The sequence below is a fragment of the Streptomyces sp. CS113 genome, from assembly GCF_002188365.1.
GTDB lineage: Bacteria > Actinomycetota > Actinomycetes > Streptomycetales > Streptomycetaceae > Streptomyces > Streptomyces tendae.
The window spans coordinates 2,737,123-2,757,234 of the sequence record NZ_KZ195574.1 but is presented as its reverse complement, the minus strand read 5'-3'; the positions used below and the strand labels follow the sequence as shown (position 1 = coordinate 2,757,234).

The window sequence follows — 20,112 nt, the reverse complement described above, 5'->3', positions numbered from 1 at the left end:
TCCACTGGGCCGAGGACTCGAAAGTCCATGCGACATCCCCCGTCTGGCATGTGCGATCGATGTATCGCCACGAAGCTATGCGGGAGCCCTATTCTCGTGTTATTCGTTCGGTAACACCACGGCACACGACCGTAACGTCCGGGAACGAACGGTCGGGAACCGGCCACTCTCGCCGCCGGCCGGTCCCCCACCGGTCAGTCGTCGTCGACCGTCAGCTCACGGCCCAGGGACGCGGCGACCGCCTTGTGCACGTGCTTGCCGTCCTCGCCGTTGGTCAGCACGACGCAGCCGGTCCCGGAACGCAGCCGCAGCGAGACCAGCGCGCGGAACCCGGCGGTCTGCCCGCCGTGGCCGAACTCCGCCTCTCCCATGGACCCGTCGACGACCGTGCCCAGGCCGTAGAAACTGCCGGGGAACGCCTCGGTGAGCATCTGCGTGGCGAGCGCGGCCGGCAGCAGGTCGGAGCAGCCCAGATGGGCCTGGCGGATCTCCGCGGCCAGCTGGGCGAGGTCGGTGGCGGTGGACCACAGCCCGCTGCCGGCCCGTACCGGCCGCACCCGGAAGCCGTCGAGCAGCGGCCCGCCGTGCCGGTCGTGCCCCGCCGCCCAGTCGTCCCGGGCGTCCAGCCCGTCGGCGGGTGGCGTGAAAGAGCTGTCCGCCATGGCGAGCGGTGCGAAGACCAACTCCTGCGCCAGGTCCGCGAAGTCCTGCCCGGTGACGTCGCACAGGAGCCGTTCGGCCAGCGCCCACTGGCTGCCGGCCTTGCGGAACAGCGTGCCCGGTTCGTGCTCGGCGGTCACGTCGTCGAGCACGGTGTCGAGCTTCGGCATCGGCTCACCGGGCCGCCACCAGGTGGCCGCCGCACTGGAGAAGCCCGCCGTGTTCGACAGCAGGTGGCGCAGGGTCACGGCGGTTCCGCCGGCGGTGCGGGGCACGCGCCGCCCGCTCAGGTACCGGTCCAGGTCCGTGTCGAGGTCGAGGACGCCGCGGGCGACGAGACGCAGCGCGGCGAACGCGGTGACCTGCTTGCTGATGGACCCGGCCTGGAAGCGGGTACGCAGCGTCACCGGGAGCCCGGTCTCCGCGGACCGCTCCCCGTACACCTGCACACCCACCAGGCGCCCGCCCCGCAGCAGGGCCACGGCGGCACCCGGCACCCGGTGCGCGGCCATGGTCCGGGTCAGGTCGACGGGCCCGCCCGCCGAAGCCGTCGACGTCATGGCCGATTCCACGCCCTCTCGAGTCTCGTCCGCTCCGGCCCCCTCGGCCGCAGCGCCGTCGAGGGCCCGCGCCAGGTCCTCCACGGTCTCGCTGTCCAGCAGCATCCGCAGGGTCAGGGCCAGCCCGGCCCGTCGCGCGGCGGCCATCACGTGCACGATCCGCATGGAGTCGGCGCCCAGGTCCTGCAACCGGTCCCGTACGCCGACGTCGGTCACGCCCAACACCTGCGCGCAGATCTCCACCAGCTGCCGCTCGGTGGCGTCGCGGGGCGCCACGTAGGCGCGGTCCCCGGCGAGCGCCGCGCGGCCGGGGACGGGCAGCGCCGCCCGGTCGACCTTGCCGGCCGGATTCAGCGGCAGCGCCGGCAGCGGGACCACGGCCGCGGGCACCATGTACCCGGGCAGGGCGGCGGCCAGCCGGTCCCGCAGCGCCGCCGGGTCCGGCTGCGCACCGTCCGCCCCGACCACGTACGCCGCCAGCCACTTCTCGCCCTGGTCGTCGTCGCGGGCCACCACGGCGGCGTCGTGCACGTCCGGTCCGCCGCGCAGCACCTCCTCGATCTCGCCGAGCTCGATGCGGAAGCCACGGATCTTGACCTGGTCGTCGAGGCGCCCGAGACACTCCAGCTGCCCGTCGGACCGGAACCTGGCCAGGTCCCCGGTGCGGTACATGCGGGAGCCGGGCGGGCCGCCGTACGGCTCCGGCAGGAACCGCTCCGCGGTGAGCCCCGGTCGGCCCACATAGCCGCGGGCCACTCCGGCGCCCGCGATGTACAGCTCGCCGGCCACCCCGATGGGCACCGGCCGCAACCCCGAGTCGAGCACGTAGGCCCGGTAGTTGGGCAGCGGCCGGCCGATCGGCACCGACTCGGCGTCCGGCGCCAGGTCGGTGCCGGTGCACCAGACGGTGGCCTCCGTGGGCCCGTACAGGTTGCTCAGCCGGTCGACACGCCCCACGAGGTTCCGCGCCAGCCCGGGCGGGCATTCCTCCCCGGTGGTGACCGCGACGACCGGCAACCGGTCCATCCCCGCGGCCAGCAGCAGCTTCCAGCCGGCCGGGGTGGCCTGCACATGGGTGATCCCCGCGCTCTCCACCAGCCGCAGCTGCGCCACCGGGTCGTGGGCCTCCGCGTCGTCGGCGAGCACCACCCGGCCGCCGGTGACCAGGGGGAGGTACAGCTCGGCGGTCGACACGTCGAAGGCGAGCGAGGTGATGGCCAGCCAGCGGTGCTCCGGCCCCGAACGGTGCCATCGCCGCATCGAGAACAACATGTTCAGCAGCGCGTACTGGCCGATCTGCACGCCCTTGGGGCGCCCCGTGGAGCCGGAGGTGAACAAGGTGTACGCCAGCCGGTGGGTGCGCGCGGGATCGTCCGGGTCGCGGTCGGCGGACCGGTCGGGCGGCGTCGCGGGACAGGCCGCGATCCGCTCGCGCTCCGCGTCCAGGTCGACGGTCCGGCCCTCCTGCCCGGGGCCGAGCAGCGCGGCGCTCCCGCCGTGCGTCACCGTCAGCCGCGCGCCCGCCGTCTCGCGCATGTAGCGCAGCCGCTCGGCGGGGAGCGCGGTGTCCAACGGAAGGTGCGACCCGCCCGCCTTCCAGATGCCGAGCAGGGCCGGCAGCGTGTCGGTGCTCCGCCGCAGCAGTACCCCGACCACCGACTCGGGCCCCACCCCGGCCTCCCGCAGCCGGTGGGCGATCCGGTTGGCCCGCTCGTCGAGCTGCCGGTAGGTGACGGTGTCCCCGCCCACCTGTACGGCGACGGCGTCGGGGGTGGCCGCGGCCTGCTCCTCGATCACCTCGTGGACGTAGCGTCTCATCCCCACTCCACCTCGGTGTCGTTGAAGTCGTCCAGTACCTGGGCCAGTTCCGTGACGGACAGCAGCGAGGCGCGCACGTCGCCGTCCGGGTCGGTGGCCATGGCGTCCAGTACCGCCCGGTACATACCGGCCACTCGCTCGGCGTTCGCCCGGTCGAGCCCGGTGCTCACCGCGCGCAGCACCAGGCGGCCCGGCACATTGGCCACGGACAGCGTGAACTCGTTCGAGCTGTCGCCCGCACCGGCCTGCACATCGACCGCGCTGCCGGCGGTCTGGTGGAAGTCCTGGTAGCGGTACATCACGTCGAACAACCGCCGCCCACTCGCCAGTTGCTGAACGGCGGGCAGCGGGTACCGCCGGTGCGGATACACCTCGGCCTCCCGGTCGAAGACCTGACGCACCAGCTCCCGCCAGGTGCGCGCGGAACGGTCGTGCGCGAAGGGCAGGGTGTTCAGGTACATACCGAAGACGCGTTCGCTGCCCGGTGCCTCGGGGCGGGCGCTGTAGACCACGCCGGTGTGGAAGGCGTCCTCGCCGGTGACGGTGGCGAGCACCCTCAGGTGGGTGGCGAGCAGGACCGCCTTGAACGAGGTGTCGGTGGACCGGGCCAGCTCGCGCAGCGCCGGCTCGATGTCGCGGAAGTCCACGGACAGCTTGAAGTCCTCCCGCGGAGCGCCGTTCCCCGCGCCCCACTCCTGAGGCAGCCGGCACGGCGCGTACTCGTCGACGACGCCCTGCCAGTACGACCGGTCCTCCTCGGAGGCGAGGGACTGCTGCTCGGCGGCGACGAAATCGGCGTAACGCACGGCCACCGGCTCGGGTTCACCGGGCGTCTCGCCGGCCGCGTACGCCTGGTACAGGTCGATGACCTCCCGCAGCAGCGACTGCTGGCTCCAGCCCTCCGTGATGGCGTGGCAGTGGGTGAAGCCAAGGTGCCACGCCTCGTCCGACTCGACCAACGCGGCGAACCGCAGCAGCGGCGGCCGGTCCAGGTCGAACAGCGCGGCCCGCTCGGCGGCGATGTGCTCCTGCCGTGCCGCGAGGAACCCCTCGGCGTCCGTACCGCGCAGGTCCCGCACCACGACCTCCGGTTCGGCGACCGGATGCACCAGCTGCAACGGCACCGAGAAGCCCTCGAGGTCGAAGGAGGTCCGCAGCATCTCGTGCCGTTCCACCACGGTACGCGCCGCGCGCCGCAGGGCCTCGGCGTCGAAGGGGCGTCCGTCGTTGATCCGGAACGTCGCCGTGTTGTGGTACTTGTGCAGACCGTCGCCCGCGAGCATCTCGACCAGCATGCCGAGCTGCACCTTGGCGACCGGGTAGGCGTCGGTGATTCCGTCGGGGAGGCGGTCGCGGTCTTCGTCGCCGATGAGGGCGAACGGTTCGACGGGTTGGTGGGTGTCGGTGGTGTCGCCGCTGTTGGTGAGGGTGGCGGCGAGGTTGGCGACGGTGCGGTGCTGGAAGACGTCGCGTACGGCGGCTTCGAAGCCTTCGGCGCGTAGGGCGCCGACGAGGGCGATGGCCTTGATGGAGTGTCCGCCGAGGTCGAAGAAGTTGTCCTCGACACCGACTCGTTCGACGCCGAGTACCTTGCTCCAGACCGCGGCGATGCGTTCTTCGGCGGGGGTGCGGGGGGCGACGTAGGTGTCGGTGGCGGTGTCGTCGGGGGTGGGCAGGGCGCGGCGGTCGAGTTTGCCGTTGGCGGTCAGGGGGATCGCGTCGATCTGGATGTAGAGGGACGGGATCATGTACTCGGGGAGGGCGTCGGTGAGGTCGGGGGCCTGGCCGACGATGTAGGCGATCAGGCGCTGGTCGTGCTCGGAGACGATGACGGCCGCGTCGGTGATGCCGGGTTGGGCGACGAGTGCGGCGCGTACTTCGCCGAGTTCGATGCGGTAGCCGCGGATCTTGACCTGGTCGTCGATGCGGCCGAGGAATTCGACGGCTCCGTCGTGGCGCCAGCGGGCGAGGTCTCCGGTGCGGTAGATCCGGCTGCCCGCCGGACCGTATACGTCCGGGATGAACTTGTCGGCGGTGCGGGCCGGGTCGCCCACGTAGCCGCGAGCTACGCCGGCGCCGCCGACGAACAGCTCACCGACCGCGCCCACCGGCACCGGACGGAGGTGGGTGTCGAGGATGCGCATGGTCATGTTGGGCAGGGGCCGGCCGATGGGTACGACGCCGTCGAAGGCTTCCAGGAGCGGGAAGACGCAGGTGCCGACGGTGGTCTCGGTGGGCCCGTATTCGTTGAGGACCGCTCCGTCGCCGAGGGTCTGGCGCCAGCGTTCGACGAGGGTGCCGGGGAGTGCTTCGCCGGCGACGACGATCTTGTCGGCGAGTGTGGTGATCTCGTCGTCGTTGACCTGGCTCGAGAGGATGTCGAGGTGGCCGGGGGTGAGTTTGATGAAGGAGAAGGGTCCTGCCTTGGTCAGGGCCTGTCCGAGGTCGGTGAGTTCGCCGTGGTGGAGCCAGGTGCGTTGTCCGGCGGCGAGGGGTGCCCACAGGTTGGGGACGACGAGGTCGAAGGCGACGGAGGAGAAGACGGGTGCGCCGCCGGTGCCTGCGGAGGCCAGTTCGCGTACGGCCCAGTCGATGTGGTTGATCAGGTTGCGGTGGGTGACCTGGACGCCCTTGGGGCGGCCTGTGGAGCCGGAGGTGAACACGGTGTAGGCGACCGTGTCCAGGTCCAGGGGCACGTCGGGGGCCGACTGGGGCAGGTGCGAGAGGTCGTCCTCGACCCGCACGACGGGTACGTCGAACCGGTCGGCGTATGCGGCGGAGGTGAGCGCCGTCTGCACGCCGGCGTCCGTGACCATGCCGGTGATGCGTCCGGCCGGGAGGACGGGGTCCATGGGCACGTAGCCGGCTCCCGCGCGCCAGACCGCCAGGAGTGCCACGATCAGGTCGGCCGAGCGGTCCAGCAGGACCGCCACTGACGACTCAGGCCCCACGCCGGTTTCACGCAGCCGGTGGGCGAGGCGGTTGGCGCGGGCGTCCAGCTCCGCGTACGACACCGTCTCACCGTCGGACTCGACGGCCACCGCGTCCGGGTGCCGCTCGACCTGCTCGGCGATCAGCTCCGGTACGGAGCGCGTGGCGACCGGTGCCCCGGAGTCGTTCCAGGTGGTCAGTACCCGCTCGCGTTCACCCGCCGGCAGGAAGGTCTCGCGGGCGTCGCCGTCCACGTCGGCGGCCATGGACTCCAGCACCGCCCGGTACATCGCCGCCAGCCGGTCCACCGCCGCCCGGCCGAGGACCGCCGGGTCGGCGGTGAGCAGCAGTCCGCTGCCCCGGGCGGCGACGGCCAGGCCGAACTCGGTGGCGCCCTCGCCGTCCCCGGAGTCCGCGTCGACGAGCTCGCTGTCGGCCTGGGCGTCGGAGAGGTCGAGGTAGCTGAAGCGGACGTCGAGAAGGCGCGTACCGTCGCCCATCTCCCGCTGCATCACCGGCATGGGGAAGCGGCGGTGCGGCCACAGCTCGGTCTCCCGGTCGAAGACCTGGTGGATGAGTTCGGCCCAGGTCCGGGCACCGCGCCGGTGGGCGAAGGGCACCGTGTTGAGGTACATGCCGTAGACCCGCTCGGCGCCCTCGAGCTCGGGCCGGCCACTGGAGACGAGGCCGGTGCAGAAGGACTCCTCGGCCGTGAGCTGGCTCATCACCTTGAGGTGCGCCGCGTGCAGGACCGCCTTGAGCGAGGTGCTCGTGGTACGTGCCGCGGACCGCAGTGCCGGGGTGAGGTCGGAGAGCGGCACCTTCACGGTCACCGCCCGGTCGCCGGGCTCGGCGTCGCCCCAGCCGGCCGGCAGTTCGAACTTGGCGTGGTCGGCGAGGAGTCCCTGCCAGTAGGAGCGGTCCTCGTCGGAGGCGAGGGACGCCTGCTCCGCGGCGACGAAGTCCGCGTACCGGACGCCGGGCACCGTGACCTCGCGCAGTTCCTCGCCGGCGCGCAGGCGCAGGTAGCCCTCGACGATGTCGCTGAGGAGGGTGCGGTGGCTCCAGCCTTCCGTGATCGGGTGGCAGACGCTGACCGACAGCCACCATGCCTCGTCGGACTCGACCAGCGCCGAGACGCGGAGCAGCGGGGCCCGGTCGAGCTGGAAGGCGGTGGCCCGCTCGGTGATGATGTGGGCCCGGCGCGCCTCGGCCTGCTGCTCGAAGCTCTTGCCACGCAGGTCGAGCACGGTGACGGGGAGTTCGGCCGTCGCGTGGATCAACTGGAGGGGCACCGAGAACGTGTCGAGGTCGAAGGACGCCCTCAGCATCTCGTGCCGCTCCACCACGGCCCGTCCGGCGCGGCGGAGGGCGTCCACGTCGAAGGGACGGCCGTCCTTGATCCGGAACGTCGTCGTGTTGTGGTACTTGTTCCGCCCGTCGTCGGCGAGCATTTCCACCAGCATGCCGAGCTGGACCTGTGCCAGCGGGTAGGCGTCGGTGATTCCGTCGGGGAGGCGGTCGCGGTCTTCGTCGCCGATGAGGGCGAACGGTTCGACGGGTTGGTGGGTGTCGGTGGTGTCGCCGCTGTTGGTGAGGGTGGCGGCGAGGTTGGCGACGGTGCGGTGCTGGAAGACGTCGCGTACGGCGGCTTCGAAGCCTTCGGCGCGTAGGGCGCCGACCAGGGCGATGGCCTTGATGGAGTGTCCGCCGAGGTCGAAGAAGTTGTCCTCGACACCGACTCGTTCGACGCCGAGTACCTTGCTCCAGATCGCGGCGATGTGCTCTTCGGCGGGGGTGCGGGGGGCGACGTAGGTGTCGGTGGCCGTCTGGTCCGGGTCGGGCAGGGCGCGGCGGTCGAGCTTGCCGTTGGCGGTCAGGGGGATCGCGTCCACCTGGACGAAGACGGACGGGATCATGTACTCGGGCAGGGCGTCGGTGAGGTTGGGTGTTTCGCCGACTATGTAGGCGATCAGGCGCTGGTCGTGCTCGGAGACGATGACGGCGGCGTCGGTGATGCCGGGTTGGGCGATGAGTGCGGCGCGTACTTCGCCGAGTTCGATGCGGTAGCCGCGGATCTTGACCTGGTCGTCGATGCGGCCGAGGAATTCGACGGCTCCGTCGTGGCGCCAGCGGGCGAGGTCCCCGGTGCGGTAGATCCGGCTGCCCGCCGGGCCGTATACGTCCGGGATGAACTTGTCGGCGGTGCGGGCCGGGTCGCCCACGTAACCGCGGGCCACACCGGCGCCGCCGACGAAGAGTTCGCCCACGGCGCCTACGGGGACGGGCTGGAGGTGGGTGTCGAGGATGTGCATGGTCATGTTGGGCAGGGGCCGGCCGATGGGCACGACGCCGTCGAAGGCTTCCAGGAGCGGGAAGACGCAGGTGCCGACGGTGGTCTCGGTGGGTCCGTATTCGTTGAGGACCTTTTCGTCGCCGAGGGTCTGGCGCCAGCGTTCGACGAGGGTGCCGGGGAGTGCTTCTCCGGCGACGACGATCTTGCCGGCGAGGGTGGTGATCTCGTCGTCCGTGAGCTGGCCGGAGAGGATGTCGAGGTGGCCGGGGGTGAGTTTGATGAAGGAGAAGGGGCCTGCGTCTGTCAGTGCGGAGCCCAGTTCGGTGAGTTCGCCGTGGTGGAGCCAGGTGCGTTGTCCGGCGGCGAGGGGTGCCCAGAGGTTGGGGACGACGAGGTCGAAGGCGACGGAGGAGAAGACGGGTGCGCCGCCGGTGCCTGCGGAGGACAGTTCGCGTACGGCCCAGTCGATGTGGTTGATCAGGTTGCGGTGGGTGACCTGGACGCCCTTGGGTCGGCCTGTGGAGCCGGAGGTGAACACGGTGTAGGCGACCGTGTCCAGGTCCACTGGCACGTCGGGGGCCGACTGGGGCAGGTGCGAGAGGTCGTCCTCGACCCGTACGACGGGTACGTCGAACCGGTCGGCGTATGCGGCGGAGGTGACCGCCACCTGCACGCCGGCGTCCGTGACCATGGACGTGATCCGGCCTGCGGGCAGTACGGGGTCCATGGGCACGTAACCCGCTCCCGCTCGCCACACGGCGAGCAGCGCCGTCACGAGGTCGGTCGACCGGTCCAGCAGGACCGCCACTGACGACTCGGGTCCCACGCCCGCTTCACGCAGCCGGTGGGCGAGACGGTTGGCGCGGGCGTCCAGCTCCGCATACGACACCGCCTCACCGTCGGACTCGACGGCCACCGCGTCCGGGCCCAGCGCCACCTGGTCCGCGATCAACTCCGGCACGGACCGTTGCGGAACCGCCACCCCAGAGTTGTTCCAGGTGGTCAGTACCCGCTCGCGTTCACCCGCCGGCAGGAAGGTCTCGCGGGCGTCGCCGTCCACGTCGGCGGCCATCGACTCCAGCACCGCCCGGTACATCGCCGCCAGCCGGTCCACCGCCGCCCGGCCGAAGTGGTGCCGGTGGCCGGTGATCACCATGAACCCGGCGCGGGTGGAGACGCCGAGCGGGAACTCGGTGGGGCTGTCGTCGATCGTGGCCGGGTAGTCGACGAGATCCTGGTCGACCTGACGGAAGTTCTGGTAGCTGAACCGGACGTTGACGAGGCGTGCGCCGGCGGCGAGTTCGCGCTGCATGGCGCCGAGGGGGTAGCGGCGGTGCGGCCAGACCTGGATCTCCTGGTCGAAGACCTGGCGCACCAGCTCGCGCCAGGTGCGGGCGCCGCGCCGGTGGGCGAACGGCAGCGGGTTGAGGTACACGCCGTAGACGCGTTCCGCGCCGGCCGCCTCCGGGCGGGCGTTGGTGACGAGGCCGGTGAAGAACGCCTCTTCGGGGGTGAGCTGGCTCATCACCTTGAGGTGCGCGGCGTGCAGCACGCTCTTGATCGGCACCTTGGCCTGGGTGGCGAGGGTGCGCAGGCCGGTCTCCAGGTCGTGGTAGGGGACCCAGGAGCGGTTGAGGCCGCGGGGGGTGGTGGCCGGGTCGTCGCCGAGGCCGGCGGGGATCTCGAAGGGCGTGTGCTCGTCGAGGACGCCCTTCCAGTAGGCACGGTCCTCGTCGGCGGCCAGGGACTCCAGTTCGGCGGCGACGAAGTCCGCGTACCGGATGTCGGGGGTGTCCGGGTCCGGAAGGGGCTCGCCGGCGCGCAGGGCGTGGTAGGTGGTGACGAGTTCCATCAGGAGGGAGTGGTGGCTCCAGCCTTCGAGGACGGCATGGCACTCGGTGAGGGTGAGCCACCATGAGCCGTCGTCGCAGGCGTGCCCGGTGAAGCGGATCAGCGGGGCGCGGGTGAGGTCGAAGAGCCGGGTGCGCTCCTCGGCCATGTAGGCGCGCAGCGACGCTTCGACGGCGTCGGCGTCCAGTCCGGTGAGGTCCCGCGCGGCGACGGGTGAGGTCACGTCGGTGGCGGGGTGCACGAGCTGGAGCGGGACGGAGTAGCCCTCGACGGCGAAACTGGACCGCAGGATCTCGTGGCGGGCCAGGACGGTGTCGACGGTGCGCTGGAGGACGTCCGGGTCGAGGGGGCGTTCGTCGAGAATCCGGAAGCAGGTGGAATTGTGGTAGTGGTTGCGGCCGTCGTCGGCGAGCATCTCCACGACCATGCCGAGCTGCACCTGAGCCAGCGGGTAGGCGTCCACCAGCCCCTCGGGGAGGCGGCCGCGGTCGTCCTCGCCGAGCAGGGCGAAGGGTGCGACGGGCTGCCGGGGGGCGGCGGGCGCGGGGCGGCCGGTGATGAAGGCGACGAGTTCGGCGGGCGTCCGGTGCTCGAAGACGTCGCGGACGGTGACGTCGTACTCGCTGCCTCGCAGGGCGCCGACCAGGGCGACGGCGCGCAGCGAGTCGCCGCCCAGGTCGAAGAAGTTGTCCTCGACGCCGACGGTCTCCACCCCGAGGACGTCACGCCAGACGGCGACCATCTCCTCCTCGGCCGGTGTGCGCGGCGCCACGTGCACGGCGTCCACGCCGAGGGCGCCGCGGTCGGGGGCCGGGAGTGCGGCCTGGTCGAGCTTGCCGTTGACGGTGAGCGGGATGCGGCCGACGACGAGGAACGCGGCCGGGATCATGTAGTCGGGCAGTGTGCGGGCGAGCAGGGCGCGCAGTTCGCTGGGCGCGGCGACGGCGTCGCCGGTGAGCACGACGTAGGCGATGAGGCGGCGGTCGCCCGGGGTGTCCTCGCGGGCGACGACCACGGCGTCGCGGACCCGCGGATGCGTGGTGAGCGCGGCCTTGATCTCGCCGAGTTCGATGCGGTGACCGCGGATCTTGACCTGGTGGTCGATGCGGCCCAGGTAGTCGAGGCTGCCGTCGGGGCGCCGGGAGGCGAGGTCGCCGCTGCGGTAGAGGCGGGTGCCGGGGGTGCCGTGGGGGTCGGGCACGAAGCGTTCCGCGGTGAGGGCGGGTCGGCCCAGGTACATGAGGGCGACGCCGGGGCCGCCGACGTGGATCTCGCCGGGCACACCGACGGGCACGAGTTCGCCGTGCGGGCCGAGCAGGTGGACCTGGAGGTCGCGCAGCGGCACACCGACCGGGTTGCCGGTCTCGGCGTCCAGGTCGTCCTCGGTGACGAGGTGGAACGTGGTGTGCACGCAGGTCTCGGTGATGCCGTACAGGTTGGCGATGGCGGTGACGTCGAGGCCGCGGCGCTCCACCCAGGGTCGCAGAGCGGGGATGTCGAGCCGTTCGCCGCCGAACGAGACAACGCGCACGGCGAGTTCGTCGATGAGGGGGTGGCCTTCGGCGGCCAGGGAGACCAGGCTGCGGAAGGCGGACGGGGTCTGGTTGAGGACCGTGACCCGCTCGGCGGCCAGCAGGCGCAGGAAGTCCTCCGGGGACCGGGAGACGTCCGGCGGTACGACGACGAGCCGGCCGCCGTGGGCGAGGGCGCCCCAGATCTCCCACACCGACATGTCGAAGGCGTACGAGTGGAACAGCGTCCACACGTCGTGCTCGTCGAAGCCGAAGTGCTCCTCGGTGGCGGTGAACAGGCGCAGCACGTTGGTGTGGCTGAGACCGACACCCTTGGGACGGCCGGTGGAGCCGGAGGTGTAGATCGTGTAGATCAGGTCGCCGGGGGTGGCGCCGGAGTCCGGGTCGTGTCCCGGGGCGGCGGCCAGCGCGGCGGCCTCCCCGGGGTCGTCGAGGACCACGAGCCGGCCCTCGGCGGCGTCGCGCAGGTGGGCGGTGTGCCCGGCGGAGGTGACGACGAGGTCGGCGCCCGCGTCGCGAAGGGTGTAGGCGATGCGATCGGTGGGGTGCTCGGGGTCCAGGGGCAGGTAGCCGGCGCCGGACTTGAGGACGCCGAGCAGGGCGGGCACCAGGTGCGGGCCGCGGTCGAGGGCGACGGCGACGAGGCGGCCGGGTGCGGCGCCGAGGGAGCGCAGGTGGTGGGCGATGCGGTTGGCGCGGGTGTTCAGCTCGGCGTAGGTGAGGCGCTCGGTGCCGCAGACCACGGCGACGGCGTCGGGGGTGGCGGCGGCGCGTTCCTCGACGAGCTGGTGGACGCAGCGGGTGGGCGCGTCGAAGGTGCGGACCTCGGGCAGCAGTACCGCGAGGTCGGCGTCGTCGAGCATCTCCAGGCGGGACAGGGGCCGGTCGGGGTCGGCCGCGGCGGACGCCAGGAGCCGCTCCAGGTGCCGGGCGATGCGCTCGACGGTCGTCCGCTCGTAGAGGGCGGTGCTGTACTCCAGGGTGCCGGTGACGGAGCCGTCGTCGGCCTCGCGGAGCTGGAGGGTGAGGTCGAAGCGGGAGACCCGGGAGGTGGCGGTCAGGGACTCGGTGTCGACGCCGGGCAGCGAGAAACCGGTGGTGCGTTCGCGGTGCATGGTGAACGCGACCTGGCACAGCGGGGTGCGGGACATGTCCCGTGCCGGGGCCAGCTCGTCGACGAGCCGGGCGAAGGGGTACTCCTGGTGGTCGAAGGCGTCCAGGACGGTCTCCCGGGCACCGGTGAGCAGCTGCCGGAACGTCGGGTCGCCCTGCCACCGGCCGCGCAGCACCAGGGTGTTGATCCCGTAGCCGATGAGCCCTTCCAGCTCGGGCCGGTCACGGCCGGAGACCACCGTGCCCACGGCGATGTCGTCACGGCCGGTGTAGCGGGAGAGCAGGCCCTGGTAGCCGGCCAGGAGGGTGTGGAAGAGCGTGGCTCCGTGCTCGGCGCCCAGGTCGCGCAGCGTGCCGGCCAGCGGGGCCGGCAGGTGGACGGGGACCGCGTCTCCGGCGTAGGACCGGGTGGAGGGGCGCCGGTGGTCGGTCGGCACCTCCAGCGGGGTGAGGCCGGCGAGCCGGTCCCGCCAGTGGTCGAGCTGCCGGTCGAGTTCCCCGGAGCCGAGGCGGCGGCGCTGCCAGGCCGCGTAGTCGGCGTACTGCACGGGCAGCGGGGCGAGCGGTGAGGGCTCGTCGCGGCCGAACGCCTCGTAGAGCGCGGCCAGTTCGCCGAGGAACAGTCCCACGGACCACTCGTCGCAGGCCACGTGGTGGAAGACGACGACCAGCAGGTGGTCGTCCTCCGCCACGCGGATCAGCCGCGCCCGCAGCGGGGCGCCGTCGGCCAGGTCGAACGGGCGGCCCGGTTCGGCCTCGGCCAGCAGCCGGGCCCGCTCCTCGCGCTCCGCGAGGGCGCCGGTGCCGGTGAGGTCGTCGACGGGGAGGTCGAACGGGCCGGGAGGGTCGATCAGCTGGACCGGCTCGGTGCCGTCTAGGGCGTAGCGGGTGCGCAGGATCTCGTGGCGGGCCACCAGTTCCTCGAAGCCCCGGCGCAGCGCCTCGGCGGACAGCCGCCCGCGCAGCCGCAGCGCCACGGGGACGCTGTACTCCCAGCTGTCCGGGTCGAGCCGGCTCAGGAACCACATCTGCTGCTGCCCGTGGGAGAGCGCGAGGCGGCCGTCGCGGTCGACGGGGGTGACGGCGGTCCGCCGGCCGCCGCGGCCCCCGGCGAGCCTGGCCCGCACCAGCTCCTCACGCCTGCTGTCGGCCGATCCGCCGTCGCCCGCCGTTCCAGTGCTGTCGACCTGTCCGCCCGTGCGGACTTCGCCCGTGGTCATACTGAGCGCCCCTCCCGACCTTCGTTGCGTACGACGTGTCTCGTGTGGTGCCGCGTGATGCTGGGTGCTGTGCGGCGCGCTCAGGCGCCGGCCTGCTCCATACGCCGGCGCAGACTGGCCGGCCGCAGGTCCGTCCAGACCTCCTCGATCCGCTGGAGGCAGTCCTGGCGGGAGCCCTCGGTGCCCTCGGTGCGCCAGCCGTCCGGCAGTTCCCGGCCCGCGTCCCAGATCGAGTACTGCTCCTCGTCGTTCAGGACGACCCGGTAGGTGCGGTGGTCGGTCTGCTCGTCAGCCATGACGGTGTCCCTTCGGTGGTCGGATGCTCGCCCAGCGTCCGACGCCGACCTATACCGGGACTCTTATCGGCTCTCTTTTGTCCCGGCGGGCGGGACGGCCCGCGCCCGGGAGGACGGCCGGAGGCCAGGAGAACGTCCCAGGCCCCGGAAGACGGCACGAAGACGGCACACGGCCCGGTCCCGGCGGGGGTCCGGGACCGGGCCGTGTGGTCCGGGGTGGTGCGGGCAGGCAGTACCGGGTGTGTACCGGACGTGCCGGGTGTCCTACTCGCGGTCTCCGATCAGCTGCACGGCGCGGGCCCGCAGCGCCGCACCGACGGGCAGGACGGTGCCGAGCAGCGCCAGCAGGGTGGAGACCACCGCGACGCCCGCGACGATCGCGAAGGGAACGACGATCGGCGTGGTGCCGAAGAGCTGGAGCAGGGCTCCCCACAGTCCGGCCAGGTTGACGGCGGTCGCGGCCAGCGCCAGCACCACACCGATCGCGGACACGAGAAGCGACTCGGCGACGAAGAACCGCAGCACCTGCCGGGGCGTGGCGCCCGCGGCCCGCAGGACCGCGAGGTCGCGCCGGCGGTCCGCGGTGGCCATCAGCAGCGTGTTGAGGATGGCGATGAAGCAGAACATCATGATGATCACCGCGGTGGAGCGCTGCCGGACCTCGTTCAGGTGCCGGGCGTAGGCGGCCTCGGAGGCGACCAGTTCGTCCCGGGACATGAAGGTCGCGCCGCTGCCCTCGACCGCTTCGCGGATGGCCGCGGTCGCGGGCGCCCGGTCGGTGCCCTCGTCCAGCGTGATGTACGCGCGCCGGGCCAGGCCGTCGCGTGCGAACAGCGCGGTGTCGGCGAACCGCGGCGGCAGGTAGGCCACGTCCTCCCCGCGCAGCGCCTCGTACACGGCGGCCACCTTCAGCTTCTGGGTGCTGCCGTCGGCCATCAGCACGGTCTGGGTGGAGCCGAGGTCCATGTGCCACAGGTCGGCGACGGCCATGCTGTTCTCGTCGAGGTCGTCGAGGGAGCCCTCGACGACCTTCAGGTCCATGGTCCGCTTCAGCGCCTCGGGGTCGACGACCAGGCCGTCGTTCTCGTCGTAGCGGTCCTCGTCCTTCCAGTAGACCGTGGTGAGCAGCGGCGCGGCGATCTTCACGCCGGGCACCTCGGCGACCCGGTCGACCACCTCGGTGCTGATGCCGGGCGTGTCGTCGGGGGCGAGGGCGTAGTCGGAGACGATCCGGTTCTGGAGGCCGCTGTCCCGGGCCGCGCCCAGCGAGTCGGTGGCGGCGAGCAGGGAGAAGGCGAGGCCTACGGTGAGCAGCACCGGCGCGGCCGTCGCCGCGGTCCGGCGGCGGGCGGTCAGCGCGCTCTGCCGGACCAGCATCGCGGTGGGGCCGGTCGCCCGCCGCCACGGCCACATCAGCAGCCGGGCCAGCGGACCGACGGCCATCGGGGCGAGGACGGCCGCCGCCAGTACCGGCACCATCAGCGAGACCACGTACACCGTGGGCGAGAGGACCGTCACCGGGGAGCCGGTGGCGATCCAGGCGGTCCAGCCGACGCCGCCGAGCAGGGCCACGGCACCGAGCAGGGCGCGGCCGGGGGTGACGCCCGTGTCGTCCACGGCGGCCTCCCGCAGCGCTTCGACGGGCTGGACGGAGCCGGCCCGGCGGGCCGCCGCGGCCGCACCGCCGACCGACACCAGCAGCCCCACCAGGAAGGCGGCGGCCAGCGGCGCGAGCACGGTCCAGTGCAGGGACGGGGTGACGGTGAACCAGTCGGGCGACACACCCATGGAGATCAGCATGTCGGCGAGGAGCTGAGCCCCGAACAGGCCGAGGACCGTGCCCACGGCGGCGGCGAGGCCGCCGACCAGGAGGGCCTCGTTGCGGACCATCTTCCGCACCTGCTTCGGGGTGGCGCCGATCGCGCGGAGCAGGGCGACCTCCCTGCGGCGCTGGACGACCGCGAAGGCGAAGGTGGACGCCACCACGAAGATCGCGGTGGTCCCGGCGACGCTCGCCATCACCGGCACCAGCGTGATCGTGTTGTCCAGGGTCTCGCGGTCCTCGGCCTCGCTGGCGTCCGCCTTGTGCCGGTCCTGGCCGGTGAGGACGTCGGCCCGCTCGCCGACGGCCTCCCGGACCGCGTCCGCGGAGCCGAGTGCGACCAGCGAGTCGATCCGCGGGGAGAGCCGCGCGGCCTCCGCCTCGGAGAAGAAGACGGCGTCCTCGTAGCCGACGGGGCCGACGGTGCCGCTGACGGTGTACGTCCGCACGGTGGACGCCGTCAGTACGGTCACCTCGTCACCGGTGCGGGCCTGGTCGGAGGGGACCACGACCTGCCCGTCCGACGTCGGCGCGGCACCGTCGGTGAGGCGGTAGCCGCCGAAGCGGGCCACCGGCCAGGGGTGTCCGACCTGGTCCTCGGGGCCGCCGCGCAGCTGTGCGTAGAAGGCGCGGTCGACCACGGTCTCGCCGGTCGCGGCGACGCGGTCGCGCAGCTCGGTGCTCAGGCCGCGGGCCGCCTCGGGGGAGCGGACGCCGAGGTCGTGGTGGGCCGGGTCCCAGCCGTCCGACTGCGGGCGTACGACGGTGCCGGCGCCGGCGAAGCGCTCCACCGGACGGTCGGGCAGGTCGAACGCCGTCGTCACCAGCAGCCCCATGGCCGCGACCTGCGCCACCCCCAGGACCAGGGCGACCACCGTGCCGAGGAAGGAGACCCAGCGCGCTCGCAGGGTCTGGAAGGCCACCCGGATCACGACGACACCCCCAGGTGCGTCATGCGCGCGGCGATGTCCTCGGCGGTCGGCTGGACCAGCTCGCCGACGAGACCGCCGTCGGCGAGGAACAGGACGCGGTCCGCGTAGGCGGCGACGTTCGGGTCGTGGGTGACCATCACGATGGTGGTGGTCACCCGGCCCGCGCCGCCCGGGGCGTCCGGGGCGGCGCCGCCCGGTCCGGCCAGCGCGCGCAGGGTGGCGAGGAGTTCACGTCCCGTGGACAGGTCGAGGGCGCCGGTCGGCTCGTCCGCGAAGAGCACGGCGGGCCGGGCCACCAGGGCACGCGCGATGGCCACCCGCTGCTGCTGGCCGCCCGACAGCTGGCTGGGCCGGCTGCCGGCCTTCTTCTCCAGGCCGACCTGGGCCAGCGCCTGCCGGACCGCGCCGCGCGGGGGCCTGCGCCCCGCCAGCCGCATCGGCAGCGCCACGTTCTGCTCGGCCGTCAGCGAGGGCAGCAGGTTGAAGGACTGGAAGATGAACCCGGTGGAGGCGCGGCGGAGTTCGGTGAGCCGGGTCTCGTTCAGACCCGAGGTGTCCTGGCCGTCGATGAACACCCGGCCCGAGGTGGGCCGGTCGAGCCCGGCCGCGCACTGGAGCAGGGTGGACTTGCCGGACCCGGAGGGCCCCATGATCGCGGTGAAGCTGCCCCGGGAGAAGGACAGGCTGGTGTCGCGCAAGGCGCTCACGGCACTGTCGCCGGACCCGTAGGTCTTGGTGAGCGACTCCAGCCGCACTGCGTCATCCATCGGTTCTCCGCGCTTCGTGATTGAGGGGATCGGCCGGCGTCCCGTCCGGGACGGAGGCCGGCGCGGGCGCGTCCGGGGCCGGCAGCGCCGCCGGCTCCGACGGGGAGTGGCCCGCGCCGAGTGGTTCCATGCTGTCCGCGCGGTCCTCGAGGGCCGCGCCGGGCCTGCTGAACACGACGGCGGCCACCAGGGCCAGCACCGCCATCACCGCCGACAGCACCACGACGGTGTGGCGGCTGCCGACCGCCTCCAGCAGGTATCCCGTACCGAGCGCGCCGAGCGAACTCGCCCCGGACACCAGGAGCATGACGACACTGCCCACCCGCCCCTGCATGTCGTTGGGTGTGATGCGCACCTGGTAAGACATGCCGGAGACCGTAACAGTGGCTCCTATAAACGACGTTATGAAGAACAATGCGCCAAGTGCCAGTGCTTGCCGGAAAAACACCGCTGTGGGCATGACCACGGCCCACGCGGTGTGCGCGAGGACCATGATCTGCCGCATGGCCAGCCGCCGGTTCAGCCAGCCGCCGGACAGCGCCCCGCACAGGCCGCCCATCCCGCCCCCCGCCATGATCAGCCCGATGGTGCCGGCGGCTCCGCCGTCCTCCCTGATCACCACGGCCACGGTCAGGATCAGCCCCTGGAACACCAGGTTGCTGACCGAGATGATCAGCAGCGCCGCCCTGAAGTAGGCCCGCCCCCATACCCACTTGAGCCCGGCCGCGACCTCGGGCCGCATCCGGCGCCGGGCACCCGGCCGGCGGGGCGGCTGCCGCTCGCCCCGCAGCTTCACCAGCGTCACCAGCGAACCCACGTAGAGCGTCACGCTGGTCAGGAACGGCACCCACGCCGACAGACCGAACATCGCCCCGCTCGCGGGGTGCCCGACGAAGTTGACGCCGCGGGAACGCGCCTCATTGGTGGCCATCGCCGCGCCCAGCTGCCGCGACGGCACCACGTTGCGCACCATGGCCCGTTCCGACAGCTGGTAGAAGACGGTCATGCTGCTCTGCACGAACGCCACCAGGGCGATGTGCCACACCCACACCGTGTCTCCCAGCAGGGAGACGGCGACCGTCGCCACCGCGACCATCCGCACCACGACGCACGTCATCATGACGCGCCGCCGGTTCAACCGGTCCACCAGGACCCCGGCCGGCAACTGCACGAGCAGCGCCGGCAGCAGACCCGCGAACCCGACGACGCCCGCCGCGCTCCCCGACCTGGTGTGCCAGAGCACCAGCAGGGTGAAGGCCATCCCGGAGCACCGCTCCGCCATCACCGACATCGCCGAACCGGTCCACAGCAGCCGGAAGTCCCGGTAGCTGCGCAGCGACGGCAGCTTGTGCCTGCCCCCTCCGGCGGGGCGGTCTTTGCGCAGTCGTCTCATGAACGGACGGCCCGGCACCATTCGAGGACCGCCATCGCGCTGTGCAGCTTGTGCGTGGCCTGGGTGAACGCCAGGCTCGCCGGACCGTCCAGCACCTCCGCGGTGACCTCCTCGCCCCGGTGCGCCGGCAGGTCGTGGAGGAACACCGCGTCCGGGCTGCTCTCCCACAGGGCGCCGGACACCTGGAACGGGGCGAACACCGTGCGCCAGTCGGCGTCCGGCTTGCTGGTTCCGGTGGTCTGCCAGCGGGTGGTGTACACGACGTCGAACCCGGTGGGCAGGGCCGTCATGTCGTGCTGCTCGGACAGCTTCGCCCCGCTGCGCGCCGCCTGCTCGCCGGCGGTGGCCAGGACGTCCGCCGCCAGACCGTACCCGGGCGGGGTGCGCAGCTCCAGTTCGGTGCCCGGGAAGCGGGTCAGGGCCAGCGCGAGCGCGGCGGCACTGTTGTTGCCCTCGCCCACGTACAGCACCCGCAGACCCTCGACGCGGCCGAAGTGACAGTACAGGGTGGTGAGATCGGTGAGCCCCTGCGTCGGGTGCTCCTCGGCGGTCATCGCGTTCACCACCGACATCGGCCCGGCCGCCGCCCAGGTGCGCAGTTCCGCCGTCGCGTCCGACGTCCTGGCCACCAGCATGTCCAGCATGCCGGAGAGCACCCGGCCGGTGTCCTCGGTGGTCTCCCCGGTGTTCAGCTGGAGGTCGGCGGGCCCGAAGGTCACCGTCTGCGCGCCGAGCCGCAGCGCCCCCGTGGTGAAGGCGGTACGGGTGCGGGTCGAGGTGCGCCGGAAGTAGACGCCGACCACCTCGCCCCGCAGCGGATCGGCGACCGCCCCGGCGGCGAACTCCGCCCCGCGGGCGACCAGCGTGCGCAGATCGTCGTCGGTCAGATCGGTCAGTGAGATGAGGTGACGCATGCGGACG

Annotated in this window: 7 protein-coding genes; all 7 read right to left on the bottom strand. The window is 72.5% G+C overall.

From position 1 onward, the window contains the following. Positions 1-194: 194 nt before the first annotated feature. A complete protein-coding gene (locus tag B9W62_RS11790) occupies positions 195-3,038 on the bottom strand; it encodes a non-ribosomal peptide synthetase (protein ID WP_087807134.1) in 2,844 nt (947 codons plus the stop codon). Next, the gene (locus tag B9W62_RS11785) at positions 3,035-13,981 is read right to left on the bottom strand and encodes a non-ribosomal peptide synthetase (protein ID WP_087807133.1); all 10,947 of its coding nucleotides are present in this window, start codon (positions 13,979-13,981) and stop codon (positions 3,035-3,037) included. Before B9W62_RS11785 ends, B9W62_RS11790 begins: the two co-directional genes overlap by 4 nt. Positions 13,982-14,061: 80 nt before the next feature. Further along, a complete protein-coding gene (locus B9W62_RS11780) occupies positions 14,062-14,277 on the bottom strand; it encodes an MbtH family protein (RefSeq protein ID WP_087807132.1) in 216 nt (71 codons plus the stop codon). Positions 14,278-14,541: 264 nt separating this feature from the next. Beyond that, entirely contained in the window at positions 14,542-17,031 is a 2,490-nt protein-coding gene (locus B9W62_RS11775; RefSeq protein ID WP_179235438.1) for an ABC transporter permease, read from the bottom strand. Next, positions 17,028-17,798: an ABC transporter ATP-binding protein gene (locus B9W62_RS11770; RefSeq protein ID WP_087807131.1), complete on the bottom strand. Its 771-nt coding sequence runs from the start codon at positions 17,796-17,798 to the stop codon at positions 17,028-17,030. The genes B9W62_RS11775 and B9W62_RS11770 overlap by 4 nt, the downstream gene beginning before the upstream one ends. Further along, positions 17,791-19,191, bottom strand: a complete 1,401-nt coding sequence (locus tag B9W62_RS11765; RefSeq protein WP_179235437.1) for an MFS transporter — start codon at positions 19,189-19,191, stop codon at positions 17,791-17,793. Before B9W62_RS11765 ends, B9W62_RS11770 begins: the two co-directional genes overlap by 8 nt. After that, on the bottom strand, positions 19,188-20,105 hold the full coding sequence (locus B9W62_RS11760; RefSeq protein ID WP_087807129.1) for an ornithine carbamoyltransferase: 918 nt from the start codon (positions 20,103-20,105) through the stop codon (positions 19,188-19,190). Before B9W62_RS11760 ends, B9W62_RS11765 begins: the two co-directional genes overlap by 4 nt. Positions 20,106-20,112: the final 7 nt, after the last annotated feature.

Coding starts and splice junctions, on each gene's coding strand:
- B9W62_RS11765 (WP_179235437.1), bottom strand. CDS start 19,191: ATGAGACGACTGCGCAAAGACCGCCCCGCCGGAGGGGGCAGGCACAAG.
- B9W62_RS11780 (WP_087807132.1), bottom strand. CDS start 14,277: ATGGCTGACGAGCAGACCGACCACCGCACCTACCGGGTCGTCCTGAAC.
- B9W62_RS11790 (WP_087807134.1), bottom strand. CDS start 3,038: ATGAGACGCTACGTCCACGAGGTGATCGAGGAGCAGGCCGCGGCCACC.
- B9W62_RS11760 (WP_087807129.1), bottom strand. CDS start 20,105: ATGCGTCACCTCATCTCACTGACCGATCTGACCGACGACGATCTGCGC.
- B9W62_RS11785 (WP_087807133.1), bottom strand. CDS start 13,981: ATGACCACGGGCGAAGTCCGCACGGGCGGACAGGTCGACAGCACTGGA.
- B9W62_RS11770 (WP_087807131.1), bottom strand. CDS start 17,798: ATGGATGACGCAGTGCGGCTGGAGTCGCTCACCAAGACCTACGGGTCC.